Origin of the sequence: Hespellia stercorisuis DSM 15480, assembly GCF_900142165.1 — a bacterium.
Classification (GTDB): domain Bacteria; phylum Bacillota; class Clostridia; order Lachnospirales; family Lachnospiraceae; genus Hespellia; species Hespellia stercorisuis.
In genome coordinates, this window is sequence record NZ_FQZY01000076.1 from 1 (window position 1) to 18307 (window position 18307).

Sequence of the window (18307 nt, forward strand, 5' to 3'; positions counted from 1 at the left end):
CCAGAAGTCACAACCAAAAAGCGTGGTCGAAAGAAAAAGACCAAGGTACTAAATCTAATTGACAGACTTGTGAATTACAAGGCATCAGTCTGCTTATTTATAAAGAATCTCTGTGTTCCGTTTGATAATAACCTTGCGGAACGTGATTTGCGCATGATTAAGGTTAAAACCAAGGTCTCAGGATGTTTTCGCAGTGAGGAAGGCGCACAGGAATATCTTACAATCATGAGCTATATTGGGACTGCTCATAAGCATGGAATAAATGCTTTTACAGCAATCAGAGAAGCCCTTTTAGGGAATTCCGATATCATCTTTAACTAATGGAGTTCTGAACAGTTACCAATTTCTTTAATAAAATACTCTACTACTTTTTGCGTAATTCCCTGTCTGACCGTCATATAAGCCCTTTCCATATTTTCAAACAATCCGGGTAGAACCGTCTTCACCGGTATCCCTGATTTATCGTTATCCACAAACCTATCTTATAAGGAATTATAACATGTCCGACAAGTTGTTTCAATTATTCAACTTCGAAATTACTTGCAAACTTTTTTATTTTACAAACATTCTGATGCATCCTGTTCCACAGCTTATCTCTATTTCTTCTTTCCTGCATCTGATACGGCTACCACCAGCAGGAATACAAGAAATACTCCCTGAATCAGACGCTGTACACCGATATCCAGTTTCGCAGCATTCAGGAATGTGGACATAAATGTCATCATCAGTGCTCCGATGCTGACGCCGACTACACTCGACTTTCCGCCTGCCGCGTTCGTTCCACCCACAAAAGCTGCCGCTATTGAGGGGAGAAAATACGTCGTGCCAAGATCCTGATTTGCACCGCCACAGTATGCACCGCAGAGTGCTCCAGCCAGTCCGCAAAGTATACCATCAATTACAAAGGCTACAATAACGATTTTATTCACATTGATACCGACAAGTCTCGCCGCCTCTCTCTTCTGTCCAACGGCATGAAGCTGGTGTCCATACTTGGTCCTGTAAAGCACAAACCAGAGCAGCACTGCCACAAGAATGCAGAGCAGCGTCATCATATTGATTCCCAGCACGCTGGCATTGACGAACTTGACAAATCCCCCTGCCGGAATACTGGAGCCCCTGGAGGATACCAGCAGAATGACCGTGTAAAACAGATATCCGGTTGCCAGAGTCGTGATCATAGCCGGTACTCTCAGGTACACATTGATCACGGAACTGATCAGTCCGCACACGACACCGACTGCGATTGCCGCGATCAGGCCGAGCACGATGTTTTTCTCCATCACTGTACAGGAAACGTAAGCGGTCAGTGTCAGGATATATTTCTGGGACAGATCGATTGCTCCGTCACCACTGGTTACCACAATCATCTGCCCCAATGCCAGAAGCATGGCGAATACACAGAGCTTCGCACAGGATGAAATGACTGCCAGACTGAAACTGCCTGTAACGATCGTGATTGCAATATAGAGCACGATGCAGCCAAGAATCGGCCAGATAAACGCATTTTTCTGCGTGATTTCCTTTATCTTATTCATTCTTTGCAGTCCCCTTTCTATGAATCAGGAATTTGAAAGCCAACACCGCAATCAGGATCAGACCGATGATGGCCGTCTGATAATTGGAATCTACCTTCATTGCAGTCAGCAGGGAGTTGATCAGGTTCATGGCGATTGCCGCCACAACGACTCCAATCGGCTCTCCAACTCCGCCTGCCATCTCACATCCGCCTAAGATCACGGTCGCGATAGACATCATACAGAAGTTTACCGAGCTGTTTGCATCCGCGCCATTACAGGTTGATGTATATGCCATACCGGCAAATACGATCATGAGACCCGCCATACCATAGTTGGCTGCTTTGGCCCGAAGGTAACTCCATCCGGAACGCTCCACAGAGGTCGGATTGTTTCCGATTCCTCTCATGACCATTCCATAACGGCTTCTCGCCAACAAATACCAGCATGCAGTTCCCGCCACAGCTGCAAGGATAATCGGAAACGGAATGACTGGTGTCCGGATTCTCAGGAAGTCAGACAGCCACTGCGGACAACTGCCCCCCGGCGTCGGACATAGGATCAGCGCAATGCCGTACCACACAAACTGTGCGCCCAACGTCACAACGATCGCCGGAATGTTGCGCAGATGAATCAGTGCCGCCATGCCCATGTATGCTGCAATAAAAATCACAAGTCCACCAAGTCCGACGAGCGGATTTCCTGTCAGCAGGATACCTACCAGGACATTGACCAGTCCGATGGAATATCCGTTTCCCATATCACAGTCTCCGGACAGGATGATAAACATCTGGCCCAGTGCTGCAAAGATCAGCGGCAGGGTGGAACTGATTTTCATACGAAGTCCTACGTAGGAGAGCATGTTTGGGTTATTGACTGCATTTGCGATAAAGATTACGAGCAGGGTAAGAATCGGAAGCATGAGACGCGAAGAAACCATCTGGCTGATGATGCTCTTCTTTTTGTCCTCCGCCTTTTTCTTCTCTACTTTCTTAAAGGATGCTGTCACAATGTTGGACACGGTGATGTCCGCCCCGGTGAGCTCCGCTGTAATTGCGCCCTCATGCATGATGTATGCACGATCACAGATCTCGATTTCTGCATCCTCCGTAGAATACAGGATGACGGATTTTCCCATCTGCTTCACTTCCTCCAGCAGTGCATAGATATCCTGCTTTGTTCCGATATCTACTCCGGCTGTCGGGTCATTCAGGATGATGATATCCGCCTCTGATGCGATTCCTCTTGCAATCAGTGCTTTCTGCTGATTACCACCGGACAGTGACATGATATTGCTGCCGATTCCCTCGGCACGAAATTTCAGTTTGTCATACCAGTAGTTGGCCGACTCGTCACATTTCTTTCTGTCCAGCAGCACTTTGCCCCTGACACGGTCAAAATTCGCCGCCAGAATATTGTTTCTGATATCCCACAGCGGGAACACACCCTCTTTTGTACGGTCACCTGACACATACGAGATTGTGCTGTTGACCCGCACGCCATTCCGGCCCATGACACCGATATGTTTCCGGGCACTGTAGATTGCCTGCAGCAGTTCCTGCTGACCGGAGCCGGCCAGACCTGAGATACCAAGAATCTCGCCTTTTTTTACCACCAGATCAACACAATCCAACTCCTTGGAGGTCAGGTTCTTGGTCTCGACCATGATCTCCTCTGACGCTTTGCCGCTCTCCTGTCTTGCAGCCTGTTTTTTCTTGCCGCCGCCCATCATTTCTACCAGGCCATCCTGATCTACCGCAGATGCACTTATCTCTCCGTGATTCTGACCGTTTCTCAGCACCGCGATCCGGTCTGCGACGATTCCGATCTCATCCAGCTTATGGGAGATATAGATGACCGCCACACCCTTTTTACTCAGCTTTGCAACGACCTCATGAAGCTGATGTGCTTTGTCCGATGACAAGGCACTGGTAGGCTCGTCCAAAATCAGGATCTTCAGGTTATCGGTCATCAGTGTCTTACAGATCTCCACGATCTGCTGGTCTGCCAGACTCAGCTTGTCGACCGTCCTGCTGACATCGATTCCACTCCCCGGAAAATACTGCTCCAGCAATTCTGTCGCATGCTTCTTTGCCGCTTTTCTCCAGCCCGGCTTTTCCACCAGACCGTGGCTTACGTTGAGCAGTGCAAAGTTCTCATATACACTGAGATTTGTACACAGAGACAGATCCTGATAAGCACAGGCAATTCCGATCTCCTTCGCAGTACGTGCATTGTAATGCTCCGCGTCCTTCCCCTCAATTGCCAGCACGCCATTTGTCGGCTGCAGTACACCCGTCAGGATTTTCATTAATGTTGACTTGCCTGCACCGTTGGGTCCGATCAGACCGATGACTTCTCCGCCATAGATATCCAGATTGACACCCTGCAGTGCCTTCGTGATTCCGAAGAATTTGTCGATGGATTTTAATTGCAGATAAGATTGTTGATTTTCCTTATGTTCCAACTCCTGCCCGTCCTTTCTTTTACATGTGATACCTATTTTTTATCTACAAATGCAACCAAGCGCAATGGTGCTCCCGATCCATTCTTAACCTTCAGGGGAAGTCCCACACAGCTGAAGAATGGTGGCAGTTTACTGAGGTTTGCCACATTTTCTATGATATTGATCTTATTTCCAAGCAGAATTACATGATTTTGAAAATCTGTTCCATCCGCATCCAGTGCAAGTGCATCGCAGCCCACCGCCTTCACCTTTTTGCCCCGCAGATACTCGCCGACCTCCGGTGCAATTCCCGGCCAGTCCTTTAAGAACTCCTGTCCGTCCGGCTTCAGTGCATACTTGTAATCCCATCCAAAATGAAAAAATACGATATCGCCCTCTTTGATTTCTCCATACTGCTTTTCAAACTCCAGCACTTTGTCAAGCCCCAGAGACGCCCTCGGCCCCGTTCCGACTGCATCAATCTTCACGCCGCGCCCCATGATCTGGGTCAGCGGCAGCTTCTCAATGCTGTCCGTTCCGGCCACAAAATGGCAGGCTGCGTCGATGTGGGTTCCCGTATGCTCACACATGCTGATTCCCCGGTGGTAGGAATCAAACCCCCATTCCAATGCCTCATACGTTACCGCGGAAAACGGAGGCTGTGTTGGCCACTTCGGCATCCCCTCCTCCAAAGTCAGCGTCAGGTCAATCGCTCTTGTACTCTGCAGAAAATCTTCCATTATTTTTATTCCATTCATCCTGTACTCTTCCTTTCACAAAAAGAAGCAGCCCGAGAGCTGCTTCTTCACATCCCCCCAAGGAGCAATTTACTCTGCTCGTTTTATTTTCCTGGTTCAATGTCAGATTTGATTGTATCCCAATCGTACGAAATACTTGCCACTTCGTCCTCTCCCATGTCAGCATACTCAGCAACGTCATCTGCCTTTACATAACCAAACGGACAGTCCATGTTATTTGCAACATCTTCTCCATTCAGGATATCAACTGCAATGTACATTGCCATACCAGCACACCAGGGATTGCTTGCTCCTGAAATCGTCTTATATCCCTCCGGTGCATCTTTCGCCCACCAACTCAAGAAGGATCCTCTGTTGTCACCTGCGATGGCCGGCAATTCCGTATACCCCGCTGATTTAAACGCCTGAACGGCTGCATATGCGTCTCCGCCCTGTGTGACCAGCCCGTCAACCTTGTCTAATGTAGGAAGAACGCTGTTCAGTTCGCTCTGCGCTTTTGATCCTGTCCAGTCTGTGTAGATCTCAGATACAATCTTCACATCTGGATATTCTTTTAATGCTTTCAAAACACCATCGTGCATCTGTGTATCGCATGTTGTTCCTGCTGTACCTCGCAGTTCAATAATGTTTCCATTTCCGCCAATCTGATCACATACTTCCTTTGTCAATGTATATGCCAACTCTGTAAAATCGAAACTCAACTGATATACAAGGTCATTCTCATAATCGATTGGTCCGTCATTGATGACCAGCACTGGGATCCCTGCATCACAGGCTTCCTGCACCGCACTGTTCAATGAACTGGTAGAACATGGATCTAGTACAATCAGATCATATCCCTGCATCACGAAGTCTTCGATCTGTGAGATCTGTGTTGCCGCGTCCTGATTCGCCTCAGCAATCGTAAGCTCGCTGATGTCACCGGACTTTTTCAGCTCATCTGTAACTTTCTGCATGTGCTTCTCCATTGACTGATGATAACTATTGCCATTATAATTGTCTGTAAAACCAATCTTGTAACCATCTCCACTAGATTCTTTCTTTGCACTGGATCCCTCTGAAGAACCAGAAGAACTTCCACAGGCTGTCATTCCCAGAACCAGTACTGCACACATCAATGCTGCAATAACTTTCTTTTTCATTTTTCTCCTCCTATTACTGCTTTCATTTACTTGTTGAACCTTTTACCCCATCAGCTTTCATCATTGATGAAGTCAGGCACTTTTTCATGCAATTTATGCATTTTCTCTTTACCTGATCTCTCTGACTTATTGTTTTTTTCAAATAAGTGACCACTTCTTTGTTACCACTTGTCCGACATGTCTATGTGCTTATTATGGCAATTTTAAACAATTAAGTCAATCATTTTTCGGTATTTTTAACATTTTCGTCAATTAATACTTGTTTTAGAAATGAAACATGTTAAAAATGACAATACAACTTGTCCGACAAATCCAAAAATAATTCATTTCGTTGCTTGTCTTTTTCAAAATATTTTGTATACTTAATAATACAGATTTACACCAATTATCAATTCACGACTTAACGATTCTAGTAAAACAATTGAGTGCCTTTCCTCCAAAGATGTCATTGGTGATTCCGAGGGACTCAGAAAGGGAAAATATTCATGCCAGAAAAAATCAATTCTATGAACCAGGTACTTCAATTTCTTAAGAAAGGGATTCAATCAGGCACATGGCCTGTCGGTTCACAGATTCCATCTGAGCACGAGATATGCTCGCAGCTGCACGTCGGCCGTTCCAGCGTGCGAAATGCTCTGGAGCAGTTTACTTCGCTTGGGGTTTTAGAAAGCATCCACGGAAAAGGTACTTTTGTGCGTTCCGATGACTTGTCTGTATTCGGTCTCGGAGGCGGCACCAATGCTTTTATCGCATTCACGGTTCCGCTGTTGGAGTTCCGCAAGATGCTGGAACCGGAATTGTGTTACTACGCCACCCAGCGGAGCACGCCACAATTTATTGACAGCCTGACAGACTGTCTCGGGAATATGGTTGCTAACAAAGATAATTCCGAACAGATGGTTCGCTACGATGCACTTTTTCATATCGAAATTGCCCGGGCTACAGGGAATCCTTATGCTCTGTCCACACTGTCTGATATTTTCCTCAAAAACCCCTCTTCCTTTCAACAGCTCGGGAAGACAATCGGGACATACAACGGCATCTACTATCACACTCAGCTCTTAAGTCTCATCCGATCCGGGGACGCCAAAAAAGCCCGTGCATTAATGCACGAGCATTTAGACAAGACCATTACCGAGCTGCTTGCGGAACTCGACCGTCCTTAAGCACACTCTGCCTCTAGCGGTTCATCTCGCTCTGATATCCTGTATTATTGTGATCACATATGATCGCATTGATCTCATTCAGGTTCAAAGACGGCATATCCCCCGGGATTGTATTTTTCACCGCACTGCTGGCGTTGCCATAGCGGATCGCTTTCCCGCAGCTGCCATTCTCCGAGAGCAGTCCATAAAGTGCACCGGACACATATGCGTCGCCGCTCCCGATCCGGTCCACCACTTCTATATTTTTATAGGAAGGTTCTTCATAAAATGTATCCGTTTCTTTTTCATAAATCACAGATGTAAAACTGTGCACCTTCGGGCTATGTACAGTTCTCTGTGTCGACGCCACAATGGAGATTGGATAATCCTGCGTGAAGCTCTTCATGATATCCTTGACATCCCCTTCTTTATCGAAGGTCAGACGAGCTGTATCTTCCGAACAGAAAAAGATGTCCACATAGGGAAGGATCTGTTCGATGCAGGCTCTCGCCTCGTCTCCTGACCACAGGTTCAGGCGGAAGTTTACATCAAAGGAAATGATCGCCCCCTGTTCCTTAAACCTCTTAATCATCTCAATTCCGGTCTTTCTGCACTGTTCACTGAGCGCCAGTGTGATTCCGGAGGTATGAAAACATTTTGTGGACGAGAAAAGACTCTCCGGGAAATCTTCCACAGAAATTTTGTTCACAGACGTATGCATCCGGTCATATACCACTCCGGGCTTTCTCGGGAACGCTCCGTTCTCATAATAATATATGCCCAGTCTTGCATCCTTCTCGCTGTCATACGCGAGATAATCATCGCTGACACCGCCGAACCTCACTTTGTTTTTCGCAAAAATCCCAATATTATTGGCCGGGATCTTGGAGATGATTCCCGTTCGCAGTCCCAGCAGCGAAACACCGGATACCACATTCAATTCTGCTCCACCCACCTGTTTTTCAAATGTGTCGCCACGCACGATTCGCTCATTGTTTGGTGGGGACAGACGCAGCAAAATCTCGCCTAATGCCAACAAATCAAATTCTTTCATCTCCATACTTTTCTCCTTTACCAAAACCGATCCTCCGGGGTTTCTGATCCAAACGCAGGCGCATTTCGCCCGCCGCGTTATATTTCCCTGTCGGCAGACACTTTTTGTCCACCACGTTATATTTCCCTGCTCGCAGACACTTTCGGCCTGCTGTATTCCTTTTCCCTGATAAAGCGGACATGCAGAATCCGCTGCACTGCCGATGGGATGATGCAACAAGAGCGCCTGTATCCAATTACACAGCGCTCTTATCTTTTCATTTCCCTAATGGCAGTAAGGGGGGTTATATATTATCTCTGGACACGTCCTGAAGCATCACCACCGGCGAGTTTAGCGACCTCATCCATTGATACCATGTTGAAATCTCCTTCCACAGAGTGCTTCAGGCAGGAAGCAGCCACTGCAAATTCGATTGTTGCCTGTGAATCGTATCCGTTCAGTGAAGCGCAGATCAATCCACCGCCAAAGCTGTCGCCGCCGCCTACACGGTCAACGATATGCATTTTATATTTTTTACTGAAGAAATAGTCAGAACCATCGTAGAGCATGGCTGACCAGTTGTTGTCATTTGCAGAAAGTGATTCTCTCAGTGTGATGGCAACCTTCTTGAATCCAAATCTGTCTGCAAGCTGTTTTGCAACGTCCTTGTAACCCTCATGGTTAACAGTTCCTGTTGTAACATCTGTATCAGCTGCCTTGATTCCGAATACATCAGATGCATCCTCTTCGTTTGCGATACAGACATCAACATACTTGCACAGCTCGCCCATTACCTGGCCGGCTTTTTCTTTTGACCATAATTTGTTTCTGTAGTTTAAGTCACAGGAAACCATAACGCCTGCTTCTTTTGCTGCCTTACATGCCTCCAGGCAGATTGCTGCAACATCGTCATTCAGTGCAGGTGTGATGCCTGTAAAGTGGAACCACTCTGCTCCGTCAAAGATTTCTTTCCAGTCGAAGTCTGAGGAAGAAGCTGTATAAATAGAAGATCCGGCTCTGTCATAGATTACCTTGGAAGGTCTTTGAGAAGCACCTTTTTCAAGGAAATAGATTCCGACTCTGTCTCCGCCGCGAGCGATATAAGAAGTGTCAACACCGTATTTTCTCAGTGAGTTAACTGCCGCCTGCCCAATCTCGTGTGCCGGAAGCTTTGTAACAAATTTTGCATCGAAGCCATAGTTCGCGAGTGATACTGCCACGTTTGCCTCTCCACCGCCGTAGGTTGCGCCAAATGTCTCAGCCTGTACGAATCTGTAATATCCTTCCGGTGCAAGTCTTAACATGATTTCTCCAAATGTAATTACTTTTTTAGCCATTTTTATTCTCCTTTTAATTCTCTTAATTTTCATCAAATGTTCTGCAGCCGCCCTGAATCCAGAACCGCCCCCGTAGCAGGTATCATGAGCACAGAGCGAAACGGATTGATAATAACCTGTTTCTATGGGAGGGAAATCTTCATGGATATTGACAATCCACTTCGTTCTGTGCTCATTATCTTTTTTTGTCAGCCTTTTTGCCGGCCTTTTTTATTGGTCTTTTTTGCTGACCCTTTTGCTGGCTTTTTTGTTGTTCCTTTTTGTTGACCCTTTTATGGGTTTTTGTGAGAGTTCTCTCACCTCCAGCTTATATCAGCTGTTATTATGCTCTTGTAGCTTTATGCTCTTGTGCTTTTATGCTCTTGTGCTTTTATGCTCTTGTGCTTTTATGCTCTTGTGCTTTTATGCTCTTGTGCTTTTATGCTCTTGTGCTTTTCACGATCTCTGCCGCTTGCAGACACATCTCTTTGATCTTGTCAAAATCTCCCGCTGCGATCATGTCACCCTTTACCATCCAGCTCCCACCGCATGCAAGAATCTTATCGCACTTCAGATAATCAACTACATTTACCGCGTTGATTCCGCCTGTAGGCATGAATTTTAATTTTGTATAAGCAGCTCCCATCGCTTTGATCATGTTGAGACCGCCTGAAGGCTCTGCCGGGAAGAACTTCACAACGTCAAGTCCAAGCTCCAGTGCTTTCTCGATCTCTCCCGGTGTCACAACACCCGGGCAGACCGGAATGTCTTTATCCAAACAATACTGAACAATCTTCAGGTTGAGGCCCGGGCTGACGATGAATTTGGCACCCGCATTCACTGCGCGGTCAACCTGCTCTGTAGTGAGCACCGTTCCGGCTCCCACCAACAGTTCCGGGAATTTCTCAGCCATGATACGGATAGATTCCTCCGCAGCCTCTGTACGGAATGTAACCTCCGCACACGGAAGTCCGCCATCGATCAGTGCCTTTCCGAGGGGCTCTGCATCTTTCGCATCATTCAGAACTACAACTGGGATAATTCCAATCTCGCCAAATTTCTTTAATACATCGTTCATATTGTTCTCCTTTTCTTTGAAATGGTATTGACTTTGTTTTCATTTTGAAATAGTATTGATTTTGTTTTATAAGGGATATTGATTTCCATTAGTTTCATAATGTGGAACTGTGTTTCACAATACGAACCTTATGTTTTTATTATACCCAAATGATTTTGATTGTCAACATATTTTTCCACACAAAGTTTACTTCTATGCAGAAGTACCAATCAGGAGGTCAGTTTTATGGCAAATTTAACTAATACCAGTGATGTCACCGACAAGAATCCGATTCAGGTCGCCGACCGAATTTTTGCGGTCATCGAAGAATTATCGTTTGGCGGTCCCATGGGACTCATGGACCTGAGCAACTCCCTTTCCTTAAATAAGAGCACTGTCCACCGCATTCTAAATTCTCTGATCTACATGGGTTATGTCAAGCAGGATGCCGCAACCACGAAGTACAGCCTTTCTTTCAAGATCTGGGAAATCGCCAACCAGATGCTGTCCCAACTCGACATTGTGGACATCGCCCGCCCACACCTGAAGGATCTGGTAAAACAGACCGGTGAGACTGTCCATCTCGTCCAGATCGACGGTATAAATGCCATCTATATCGACAAAGTGGAATCCTACAACAATTCTGTCCGCCTGGTATCCAAGGTCGGAAAGAGTATCCCGCTGTACTGTTCCGGTGTCGGCAAAGCACTTCTTGCATCCATGGGTGAATCTGATGTACAGAGGATCTGGAACGAGAGTACCATCAAGCAGCTCACGCCCGATACCATCACAGATTACGCCCAGTTTCTTCTCAAATTGGAGGAGTGCCGCACCAGAGGCTACGCGCTGGATGACGAAGAGAACGAACTCGGTGTCCGCTGTATCGCCGCATGCATCAGGGATTATAAGGGCAAACCAAAATACGCCTTCAGCATCTCCGCGCCGGCCGGTCGTATGACCGACGAGCGTATCACGGAGCTTGCTAAAAGCGTATTGGATACAAAATCTAAATTAGAAGCTGAATGGAACTAAAAATCTGTTGTACAGCGCTTGATTATTTTTCCAGGAACGGAGTGTTCTTTTTCAAAATCCTCACTTCCCTGAAGAATCTTAATCATATCATCTACAATATTGTTACATATTTTCTCTACCTGGTTGTCCACGCTTGTGAGCTCCGGCTCACAGCTGACGGACAGCGCAGAATCATTATATCCCACAACACACATATCCTGCGGAACGGTTATTTTTCGGGCAGCCGCATACTTCAGCGCACCGACGGCAAGACCGTCATCCGTAGCAACAACACTGTCAAAGTCCAGATCCTTTCTGGCCAGCAGCATATCCCTCACATAATGAATGTCGTTTTTGGTATAGAGCTTCAGGTCTCCAAGCACCGGATATGCGGCATCACGGAGTGCCTCCTCATACCCTTCCAGCTTCTGGTTTGCGCTGTAAGAATACGAATCACTCAAAAACAGAATCCTTTTTCGTCCCGTTCGAATCAATTCTGTCGTCACCTCATACGTTACCTGCTTATCATCGCAATACCCGCAGTAAATATTATCTCCCGGAATTTTTCCGTTAATCATGAACACCGGAATTTGCTTCGCTGCATTTCTTATATATTCTGTCTCGCTCTCATCGTCCCCGTCCCCCGCGTAGATTGAACCGACCAGAACCAATGCGTCGATTCGCTTCGCCAACAGGAGATTGACAGACTTTTCCTTGTTCTTCTGCTCATACCCGCTACAGTACAGAATGCAGTCATACTCGTACGCGCGCAGCCGATGTTCCAGATGAGACACGGCATGAGCCATATATTCGTCCGAGATATCCGGGCACATAATTCCGATTGTCTTCATGGAATCCAGTCCCAGTCCTCTGGCAAACACATTCGGTGTATAATCCGATTCTTCTATGATTGCAAGAACCCTCCGCTTTGTCTTCTCACTGACCCGTGGGCTGTCGTTCACTACCCGCGAGACCGTCGCGATCGACACACCCGCTAATTTTGCCACATCATATATGTTCATGTCGTCCCACCTCTTTTATCATCTGTCGTAACACAAATATTCCGGATCCGCCCTGCTATTACAGCGCAGCTTTTATCTTTTCAATCATACTATTATATTCCTCGTCCGACAAGTATTTTTTGTCCGGATTCATGGCGAACGTTCCACCCCATTCGAACGCATCCGTATATTTCGGTACCAGGTGAAAATGAAGATGATGTCCCGTATCTCCATAAGCACCATAATTGAGTTTCTGCGGTGCAAACGCTTTGTGAATCGCATTTGCTGCAGTATTCACATCTGCCAAAAATGTATTTCGCTCTTCCTCTGACAGCTCCGTGATTTCACTCACATGGTCTTTATACGCAACGATCACACGCCCCGGATGACTCTGTTCTTTGAACAAATATAACTTTGAGACTTTCATGTCACAGATTTTAATTCCAAATTTTGCGACAAGGTCGCCCTCCATGCAATATGCACAACTTGTATCTTTCATCGTATCTCTCCTTTTTTTACTCACTAGTACATCGTAAACTAAATAACTGCACAGAAAGCGCAGGATAGATTTTCGAGAGTGACAGCCAAAAAACGCAGGCGTAGTGGGCTACGCTGAGGCTTTTTGACTGGTGCAATCGGGAAAATAGGCAAGTACTTCGGTCTAGTTATTTCGAAGACGCTGTACTAGCATTGGCGCAGCCAGATTCTTCCTGCACACTTTCAGACATTTACTGTTTATTTTGTCTCAAGACCAAATCCAAAGTAACGGACTGCATTGTTATAGGAAATGCCTCTCACAATCTCACTGAGTGCCTTGTAATCCGCCGGGTACTCTCCGTTTTCAACCCATCCGCCGATCAGTTCACACATGATTCTTCTAAAATACTCGTGGCGTGTGTAAGACAGAAAGCTCCTGGAATCCGTCAGCATTCCGATAAAGTTTCCAAGCAGTCCCAGGTTCGCCAGCGAAATCATCTGCTCTGTCATACCTGTCTTGTGATCGTTAAACCACCATGCACTTCCCTGCTGAATCTTGCCGATCGCCGAAGGATCCTGAAAACAACCGAGAATCGTGCCAATAGAGGCATTGTCATTCGGATTCAGTGAATACAGGATCGTCTTCGGGAGCTCATCATTCGTGATCATCGCATTCAGAAAATCTGCCATCTCTGAGGACGGTGCATAATTGTTGATGCAGTCATAACCTGTGTCCGGTCCCAGCTGACCATAACGGAAGGAGTTGTTGTCTCTCTTACATCCGTAATGTAACTGCATTACCCAGTTTCTTTTGTGGTATTCTTTTCCGACTGCAATCATAAAAGCAGTCTTGAATTTCAGCTCCTCTTCACGGGAAATTGATCCGCCTGCCACGCGTTTCGCAAAAATAGTCTCCACCTCTTCCGCTGAAGCAGGCGCATACATCACATATTCCAGTGCGTGATCGGATACACTGCAGCCACAGGATGCAAAAAAATCCATTCTCACCCGCAGTGCTTCTAACAGGGACGCAAAGCTGTCAGTTTTCACACCACTCACATCGCTGAGAGTCTGCAGATATTCTGTATAGTCCGATTTTTCCAGGTTCATCGCCTTGTCCGGACGCCATGCCGGAAGTACCTGCACGTCAAAACTGTCATCCGCTGCAAGCTTTTTGTGCCACTCCAGAGAATCTGCCGGATCATCCGTAGTGCAGATCAATGTCACATTGGACTGTCTGATGATATTGCGGACGGACATGGAGTCTTCCTGCAGCTTCGCATTGCAGATATTCCACACCTCTTCTGCCGTATCCCCGTTCAGATATCCATCGTATCCAAAATATCGTTTTAACTCCAGATGGCTCCAATGGTACAATGGATTCCCAATTGCCTTTTCCAGAGTCTCCGCCCATTTCTGAAACTTCTCTCTGTCGGTCGCATCTCCGGTAATATATCTTTCATCAATTCCGTTGGAACGCATCTGACGCCATTTATAATGGTCGCCCCCAAGCCATACCTGAGTAATATTCTCAAATTTTCTATCCTCATATATCTCCTGCGGATTAATATGGCAATGATAATCTAAAATCGGCATCTTCTCCGCATAATCATGATACAGTTTCTGTGCAGTCTCTGTAGTTAACAAAAAGTCTTTTCCCATAAATTTTTTCATCTGATTTTTCCTCCTGATTGCTTTTCTATCTGAAATTACATCTAAATCGGACACTCGCGATCCACTTTGCCGCTTACTCGTGAACCTCCAGCTGCTTCGCTGCTTTTCCTGAAATCCCTGTTGACCGTTCAATATGTAAGCACTTACATATTCATTACATTGTACTATATCCCGCAAAATAATCAAGTAGTTTTTCAAAAATAATTTACCAAATTTTCTGTTCTATCTCTTGTGCATTTCGCTGAATCCATATTATTCTTTTTGATTTTCTTGACGTCAATCTACAATTGATGTATCTTGAATGTAAGCACTTACATTCTCTATGTATGAGTAACCAGTAAATCATGTAACGATCTTTTTATAAAGAAAGGAATACCAATGCAGGACTTTATAAAAATACATTCAGGCGATAACGTTGCGGTGGCCCTCACACCACTCTCGTCCGGCCGTGCTGTTGACGTGGACGGTACTGTGATCACACTGCTTGAGGACATTCCGCAGGGACACAAATTCGCACTTACATCCATTACAAAGGGATGCAGGATTATAAAATACGGGAATCCGATCGGAATTGCAAAGGAAGACATTACTCCCGGCACATGGATTCATGTACATAATATCAAAACAGGTCTGGGCGATCTTCTGACCTACACTTATAAGAAAGAAGACACCACGCTCACTCCGACCGGGGAACGCTTTTTTCAGGGCTACCGGAGAGAAAACGGCAAAGTCGGTGTCCGCAACGAAATCTGGATTATCCCTACCGTAGGGTGTGTAAATAATGTAGCAACCGCAATCGAACGGCAGGCACAGAAATTCAAAAAGGGAACCGTCGAGGAGATTCTCGCCTTCCCACATCCATATGGTTGTTCCCAGATGGGCGACGACCAGGACAACACCCGCCGGATCCTCGCCGATCTTGTAAACCATCCCAATGCCGGCGGAGTTCTGGTTCTCGGACTTGGCTGTGAGAACAGCAACATTGATGAGCTGAAGAAATTCATCGGTGATTACGATGAAAAGCGTGTGAAATTTCTGGTAGCCCAGGAATCGGAAGACGAAATTGCCGATGCGCTGGATCTCATCAAAGAGCTGGCTGAATACGTCGGTTCCTTCCAGCGCGAGCCTGTCAGCTGCAGCGAACTGATCATCGGTATGAAATGCGGCGGCTCCGATGGCTTATCCGGTATCACCGCCAATCCGACCGTCGGTGCATTTTCCGACCTGCTGATTTCCAAAGGCGGAACCACCATCCTGACCGAGGTGCCGGAGATGTTCGGTGCCGAGACCATCCTGATGAACCGCTGCGCGGATGAAGCCTTGTTCGACAAGACTGTTGATCTGATCAACGATTTCAAGAATTATTTCACAAGTCATAACCAGGCCATCTACGAGAACCCTTCCCCCGGCAACAAAAAGGGCGGTATTTCCACTTTGGAGGACAAATCTCTGGGATGTACGCAGAAGTCCGGCAGTGCTGCAGTGAACGGCGTACTCGCATACGGCGAACCGGTATGCACAAAGGGGCTGAATCTCTTAAGTGCCCCGGGCAATGACCTGGTCGCTTCTACTGCACTGGCGGCATCCGGTGCGCACATTGTTCTTTTCACCACCGGCCGCGGGACACCGTTTGCCTCACCCGTTCCGACAATGAAGATTGCCTCGAACTCGGCTCTGAGTGCACACAAGAGCAACTGGATTGATTTCAACTGCGGCGTGATGACAGAGGACACTCCGCTGGATACACTTGCAGAGCAGCTGTTTGATTTTGTCGTAGAGGTTGCCTCCGGCAGACAGGTGAAGGCCGAGGAAAAGGGATTTCATGATATGGCAATTTTCAAGCAGGGCGTTACTTTGTAGTAAAACGGATGCGTGAGACCAATTGCAAGACCGGTTGTGAGAACAATTGCTAGAACAGATACGAGAACAATTACACGAACAACTGCGAGAACAATTACACGAACAACTGTGAGAACAATTATATGAGGTAGGCGTTCCCTGCCCACAGATTCAGAAAGTGAGAATATAAAATGAAAAAATTATGCTATGAAACACTAAAAGAACAGGGATATGATGGATATTTGCTGGAGCATGCACCGGAGCGTGTGCTTCAGTTCGGCGAGGGAAATTTTCTCCGGGCATTTGTGGATTACTTTGTAGATATGATGAACGAGAAGGCTGGTTTTAATTCCAAAGTAGTACTCTGTCAGCCAATCGCACCCGGGCTTGCCGACATGATCAACGATCAGGAGGGGCTCTACACTTTGTTCCTCCGCGGGTTTGAGAATGGACAGAAGGTGAATGCCAAACGCGTCATCTCCTGTGTGAGCAGATGTCTGAATCCTTATCAGGATTTTCAGTCACTTCTGGACTGTGCCAAGAATCCGGACCTGCGCTTCATCGCATGCAACACAACCGAAGCAGGTATCGCTTACGATCCAGCCTGCCAGTTTGCAGACAAACCGGCAAACAGCTATCCCGGCAAGCTGACCCAGTTCCTGTATGAACGTTTTCAGAACTTTGGAAATGAAACCGGAAAAGGATTTGTAATTCTCTCCTGCGAATTAATCGACAACAACGGGAAAGAACTGGAGAAATGTGTGCTTCAATATGCACAGCAGTGGGAATTAGGGGGCGATTTCATCGCATGGATCCAGAATGAAAACATTTTCTGCTCTACGCTGGTAGACCGGATCGTAACTGGATATCCACGCAACGAAGCAGAGGACATCTGCAGGGAATTGGGATATCAGGACAACATCCTTGATACCGGAGAGATCTTTGGTTTCTGGGTAATCGAAGGGCCGGACAGCTTAAAGAAAGAGCTCCCATTTGAAGAGGCTGGTCTTCCGGTGCTGATCACAGACAATCACAAGCCATATAAGCAGCGCAAGGTCCGCATCCTGAACGGCGCACATACTTCCTTTGTGCTCGGCGCATATCTTGCAGGGCAGGACATTGTCCGTGATTGTATGAACGACGAAGTTATCAACGGATTCATGAATAAGACCATCTATGACGAGATCATCCCTACTCTGACGCTTCCCAAAGATGAGCTGGAAGGTTTTGCCGCAGCCGTGACCGAACGATTCAAGAACCCGTTCATCGACCATGCCCTGCTCGCGATCTCGCTGAACTCCACCTCCAAGTGGAAAGCCCGCGTTATGCCTTCTCTGAAGGGTTATGTGGCGAAAACCGGTACGCTTCCGGCCTGCATCACCTCTTCCTTTGCATTCTACATCGCATTCTACCGTGGACAGAGACTGACAGAAGAGGGGCTCGTGGGGACTCGCGGAAATAACGAGTACACCATCAAAGATGATCGTGATATTCTGGAATTTTATGATGCTCACAAGGAAGATGACGCATCAGCTCTGGTACACGCTGTCTGCACAAATCAGGCTTTCTGGGGCGAAGATCTCTCTAAGATTGCCGGATTCGAGGACGCTGTCACGAAGTATCTGACTGATATCGAGACCAGGGGCGCGTATGAAGTTATGAAGGAGTGTCTGTAATATTTTATACAGGATATGTGCTAAGGGGACGGTCAAAAGTGCGGGCAGAACGGCTGTCGGCGGCTGTCCGTTTACCTGCATTTCCTAATGGAAAACAGCAGCGATGCTTCGGGCATCGAACCCATGCGACGTTTAGGCCGGATGCCTAAGCGTCTTATGGGTTCTTGGGGCTGTCGCACTAAGTAATTAGTGCGCAGCTCCTTTTTTATGCAAAA

Annotated in this window: 17 protein-coding genes; 6 read left to right on the forward strand and 11 right to left on the reverse strand. The window is 46.7% G+C overall.

Annotated features, from left to right (window positions below; all coding sequences use genetic code 11):
- A partial coding sequence (locus BUB85_RS17695) for an IS66 family transposase (protein WP_143160689.1) occupies nucleotides 1-321 on the forward strand: 321 nt, incomplete at its 5' end.
- Here BUB85_RS17695 and BUB85_RS21595 read toward each other — a convergent pair.
- The 5 genes from BUB85_RS21595 to BUB85_RS17715 all read right to left on the reverse strand — a co-directional run bounded on the left by BUB85_RS21595 (nucleotide 318) and on the right by BUB85_RS17715 (nucleotide 5863).
- Nucleotides 318-473 carry a hypothetical protein gene (locus BUB85_RS21595; protein ID WP_159434679.1) on the reverse strand — a complete coding sequence of 52 codons (156 nt, stop codon included), beginning with the start codon at nucleotides 471-473 and terminating at the stop codon, nucleotides 318-320. The two genes, BUB85_RS17695 and BUB85_RS21595, sit on opposite strands and share 4 nt — an antisense overlap.
- 123 nt (nucleotides 474-596) lie before the next feature.
- Nucleotides 597-1538, reverse strand: a complete 942-nt coding sequence (locus BUB85_RS17700) for an ABC transporter permease (RefSeq protein ID WP_073112878.1) — start codon at nucleotides 1536-1538, stop codon at nucleotides 597-599.
- Nucleotides 1531-3984, reverse strand: a complete 2454-nt coding sequence (locus BUB85_RS17705; protein WP_073112879.1) for an ATP-binding cassette domain-containing protein — start codon at nucleotides 3982-3984, stop codon at nucleotides 1531-1533. Before BUB85_RS17705 ends, BUB85_RS17700 begins: the two co-directional genes overlap by 8 nt.
- Before the next feature lie 32 nt (nucleotides 3985-4016).
- Nucleotides 4017-4721, reverse strand: a complete 705-nt coding sequence (locus BUB85_RS17710) for a cyclase family protein (protein ID WP_073112880.1) — start codon at nucleotides 4719-4721, stop codon at nucleotides 4017-4019.
- A gap of 83 nt (nucleotides 4722-4804) precedes the next feature.
- The gene (locus tag BUB85_RS17715) at nucleotides 4805-5863 is read right to left on the reverse strand and encodes a substrate-binding domain-containing protein (RefSeq protein WP_073112881.1); all 1059 of its coding nucleotides are present in this window, start codon (nucleotides 5861-5863) and stop codon (nucleotides 4805-4807) included.
- 485 nt (nucleotides 5864-6348) lie between these two features.
- Between BUB85_RS17715 and BUB85_RS17720 the strand changes: the two genes are divergently transcribed.
- Entirely contained in the window at nucleotides 6349-7029 is a 681-nt protein-coding gene (locus BUB85_RS17720) for a FadR/GntR family transcriptional regulator (RefSeq protein WP_073112882.1), read from the forward strand.
- Between the two features lie 13 nt (nucleotides 7030-7042).
- On the opposite strand, the gene BUB85_RS17725 is transcribed toward BUB85_RS17720, so the two are convergent.
- Both BUB85_RS17725 and BUB85_RS17735 read right to left on the reverse strand, forming a co-directional pair.
- On the reverse strand, nucleotides 7043-8068 hold the full coding sequence (locus BUB85_RS17725; RefSeq protein WP_073112883.1) for a sugar kinase: 1026 nt from the start codon (nucleotides 8066-8068) through the stop codon (nucleotides 7043-7045).
- A gap of 284 nt (nucleotides 8069-8352) precedes the next feature.
- Nucleotides 8353-9378: a sugar kinase gene (locus BUB85_RS17735; RefSeq protein ID WP_073112885.1), complete on the reverse strand. Its 1026-nt coding sequence runs from the start codon at nucleotides 9376-9378 to the stop codon at nucleotides 8353-8355.
- A gap of 141 nt (nucleotides 9379-9519) precedes the next feature.
- Between BUB85_RS17735 and BUB85_RS22235 the strand changes: the two genes are divergently transcribed.
- Nucleotides 9520-9645: a hypothetical protein gene (locus BUB85_RS22235; protein ID WP_278319610.1), complete on the forward strand. Its 126-nt coding sequence runs from the start codon at nucleotides 9520-9522 to the stop codon at nucleotides 9643-9645.
- A 151-nt stretch (nucleotides 9646-9796) separates the two neighbouring features.
- Here the strand turns inward: BUB85_RS22235 and BUB85_RS17740 are convergent, their stop codons facing one another.
- Nucleotides 9797-10435: a bifunctional 4-hydroxy-2-oxoglutarate aldolase/2-dehydro-3-deoxy-phosphogluconate aldolase gene (locus BUB85_RS17740; protein ID WP_073112886.1), complete on the reverse strand. Its 639-nt coding sequence runs from the start codon at nucleotides 10433-10435 to the stop codon at nucleotides 9797-9799.
- A 225-nt stretch (nucleotides 10436-10660) separates the two neighbouring features.
- Between BUB85_RS17740 and BUB85_RS17745 the strand changes: the two genes are divergently transcribed.
- Nucleotides 10661-11446, forward strand: coding sequence for an IclR family transcriptional regulator (locus BUB85_RS17745; protein ID WP_073112887.1), 786 nt, complete (start codon nucleotides 10661-10663; stop codon nucleotides 11444-11446).
- Here BUB85_RS17745 and BUB85_RS17750 read toward each other — a convergent pair.
- The 3 genes from BUB85_RS17750 to uxaC form a co-directional block, all read right to left on the reverse strand.
- Nucleotides 11443-12447 (reverse strand): LacI family DNA-binding transcriptional regulator, encoded by a 1005-nt coding sequence (locus BUB85_RS17750; RefSeq protein WP_073112888.1) that lies wholly within the window; start codon nucleotides 12445-12447, stop codon nucleotides 11443-11445. The two genes, BUB85_RS17745 and BUB85_RS17750, sit on opposite strands and share 4 nt — an antisense overlap.
- Nucleotides 12448-12505: 58 nt before the next feature.
- The gene (locus BUB85_RS17755; RefSeq protein WP_073112889.1) at nucleotides 12506-12925 is read right to left on the reverse strand and encodes an HIT family protein; all 420 of its coding nucleotides are present in this window, start codon (nucleotides 12923-12925) and stop codon (nucleotides 12506-12508) included.
- 236 nt (nucleotides 12926-13161) lie between these two features.
- A complete protein-coding gene (gene uxaC / locus BUB85_RS17760; RefSeq protein WP_073112890.1) occupies nucleotides 13162-14577 on the reverse strand; it encodes a glucuronate isomerase in 1416 nt (471 codons plus the stop codon).
- Between the two features lie 378 nt (nucleotides 14578-14955).
- Between uxaC and BUB85_RS17765 the strand changes: the two genes are divergently transcribed.
- Nucleotides 14956-16437: a UxaA family hydrolase gene (locus tag BUB85_RS17765; protein ID WP_073112891.1), complete on the forward strand. Its 1482-nt coding sequence runs from the start codon at nucleotides 14956-14958 to the stop codon at nucleotides 16435-16437.
- Between the two features lie 170 nt (nucleotides 16438-16607).
- Nucleotides 16608-18092 (forward strand): tagaturonate reductase, encoded by a 1485-nt coding sequence (locus BUB85_RS17770; protein ID WP_073112892.1) that lies wholly within the window; start codon nucleotides 16608-16610, stop codon nucleotides 18090-18092.
- The last annotated feature ends 215 nt before the right edge of the window (nucleotides 18093-18307 follow it).

Excerpts from the sequence above, each read along its gene's own strand:
- BUB85_RS22235 (WP_278319610.1), top strand. The coding sequence starts at position 9,520 with ATGGATATTGACAATCCACTTCGTTCTGTGCTCATTATCTTTTTTTGT.
- BUB85_RS17745 (WP_073112887.1), top strand. The coding sequence starts at position 10,661 with ATGGCAAATTTAACTAATACCAGTGATGTCACCGACAAGAATCCGATT.
- BUB85_RS17765 (WP_073112891.1), top strand. The coding sequence starts at position 14,956 with ATGCAGGACTTTATAAAAATACATTCAGGCGATAACGTTGCGGTGGCC.
- BUB85_RS17740 (WP_073112886.1), bottom strand. The coding sequence starts at position 10,435 with ATGAACGATGTATTAAAGAAATTTGGCGAGATTGGAATTATCCCAGTT.
- BUB85_RS17770 (WP_073112892.1), top strand. The coding sequence starts at position 16,608 with ATGAAAAAATTATGCTATGAAACACTAAAAGAACAGGGATATGATGGA.
- uxaC (WP_073112890.1), bottom strand. The coding sequence starts at position 14,577 with ATGAAAAAATTTATGGGAAAAGACTTTTTGTTAACTACAGAGACTGCA.
- BUB85_RS17725 (WP_073112883.1), bottom strand. The coding sequence starts at position 8,068 with ATGGAGATGAAAGAATTTGATTTGTTGGCATTAGGCGAGATTTTGCTG.
- BUB85_RS17700 (WP_073112878.1), bottom strand. The coding sequence starts at position 1,538 with ATGAATAAGATAAAGGAAATCACGCAGAAAAATGCGTTTATCTGGCCG.
- BUB85_RS17750 (WP_073112888.1), bottom strand. The coding sequence starts at position 12,447 with ATGAACATATATGATGTGGCAAAATTAGCGGGTGTGTCGATCGCGACG.
- BUB85_RS17735 (WP_073112885.1), bottom strand. The coding sequence starts at position 9,378 with ATGGCTAAAAAAGTAATTACATTTGGAGAAATCATGTTAAGACTTGCA.
- BUB85_RS17715 (WP_073112881.1), bottom strand. The coding sequence starts at position 5,863 with ATGAAAAAGAAAGTTATTGCAGCATTGATGTGTGCAGTACTGGTTCTG.
- BUB85_RS17710 (WP_073112880.1), bottom strand. The coding sequence starts at position 4,721 with ATGAATGGAATAAAAATAATGGAAGATTTTCTGCAGAGTACAAGAGCG.
- BUB85_RS17720 (WP_073112882.1), top strand. The coding sequence starts at position 6,349 with ATGCCAGAAAAAATCAATTCTATGAACCAGGTACTTCAATTTCTTAAG.
- BUB85_RS17755 (WP_073112889.1), bottom strand. The coding sequence starts at position 12,925 with ATGAAAGATACAAGTTGTGCATATTGCATGGAGGGCGACCTTGTCGCA.